1 protein-coding gene is annotated in these 1,695 nt (G+C 62.8%); it reads left to right on the top strand.

Features of this window, described 5'->3' with window-relative positions; all coding sequences use genetic code 11:
- On the top strand, positions 1-1,620 hold a 1,620-nt coding region (gene lon, locus ACXJKR_RS31695; protein WP_457326232.1), incomplete at its 5' end, for an endopeptidase La.
- Positions 1,621-1,695: the final 75 nt, after the last annotated feature.

Below are 1,695 nucleotides of genomic sequence, written 5' to 3'. Positions count from 1 at the left end.
GAACAGCGGATTGCGCGTGCCAACCTTGGTCAGCGACTGCAGCACCTTGCCCGGCATGGAGCCGATGTAGGTGCGACGGTGGTGCGCAACTACATCGACACGCTGGTCAACCTGCCCTGGAGCAAGAAGACCAAGATCAAGCACGACCTCAAGAACGCCGAGGACGTGCTCAACGAAGACCACTACGGCCTCGAGAAGGTCAAGGACCGCATCCTTGAATATCTCGCGGTGCAGCAGCGCGTCGAGAAGGTCAAGGCGCCCATCTTGTGCCTGGTCGGCCCTCCGGGCGTCGGCAAGACCTCGCTCGGCCAGAGCGTGGCACGCGCCACCGGCCGCAAATTCATCCGCATGGCGCTGGGCGGCGTGCGCGATGAAGCCGAGATCCGCGGCCACCGTCGCACCTACATCGGCTCCATGCCGGGCAAGGTGCTGCAGTCGCTGACCAAGGTTGGCACGCGCAATCCGCTGTTCCTGCTCGACGAGATCGACAAGCTGGGCATGGACTTCCGCGGCGATCCGTCCTCGGCGCTGCTGGAAGTCCTGGACCCGGAGCAGAACCACACCTTCGGCGACCACTACATCGAGGTCGATTTCGACCTGTCGGATGTGATGTTCGTGGCCACGTCCAACTCGATGAACATCCCGCCGGCCCYGCTGGACCGCATGGAAGTCATCCGCCTGTCGGGTTACACCGAGGACGAGAAGGTCAACATCGCGCAGACCTACCTGCTGCCCAAGCAACGCAAGAACAACGGCGTGCTGGACGAGGAGTTGGATGTCACCGAGTCCGCCGTGCGCGGGATCATCCGCTACTACACGCGTGAAGCCGGTGTGCGTTCGCTTGAACGCGAGATGTCCAAGATCTGCCGCAAGGTGGTCAAGGGCATCCAGCTCAAGACCTACGAAGGCAAGGTCACCGTCACCGAGGACAACCTCAACGACTTCCTCGGTGTGCGCAAGTACGACTTCGGTCGTGCCGAGAAGAAGAACCAGGTCGGCCAGGTGGTCGGTCTCGCGTGGACCGAAGTGGGCGGCGATCTGCTGACCATCGAAGCCACCGCGATGCCCGGCAAGGGCAACATCATCCGCACCGGTTCGCTGGGTGACGTGATGAAGGAGTCCGTCGAGGCTGCTCGCACGGTGGTGCGTTCGCGCGCCCGTCGCCTGGGCATCAAGGACGAGGTCTTCGAGAAGCGCGACGTGCACGTCCACGTGCCCGACGGCGCAACGCCCAAGGACGGCCCGAGCGCGGGTGCCGCGATGACCACTGCCTTCGTGTCTGCACTGACCGGCATCCCGGTGCGTGCCGATGTCGCGATGACTGGCGAAATCACATTGCGCGGCGAAGTCACCGCCATCGGTGGCCTGAAAGAAAAGCTGCTCGCCGCTCACCGTGGTGGTATCAAGACCGTGATGATTCCGGAAGACAACGTCAAGGACCTGCAGGACATCCCCGAAAACGTGAAGAACCAGCTCGAGATCGTGCCGGTCCRATGGATCGAACGCGTACTCGAAGTCGCCCTGGAAGCCATGCCAACGCCGTTGCCCGACGAAGAGGTGGCCGTTGCGGCCGCCAAGCCGGAAGAGGCCGCGGCCAAGAGCACGGTGGTGCCGCACTGAGTGCGACTGGCTTGTCATCCGACCAAAAATTGGATTACAATGCCAGCTTCGCTAGATAGGCAGCTGCATAGCAGC

This window comes from Roseateles sp. P5_E11, from assembly GCF_054049355.1.
The sequence above is the reverse complement of the archived record's forward strand: the minus strand, read 5'-3'. Positions and strand labels throughout refer to the sequence as shown.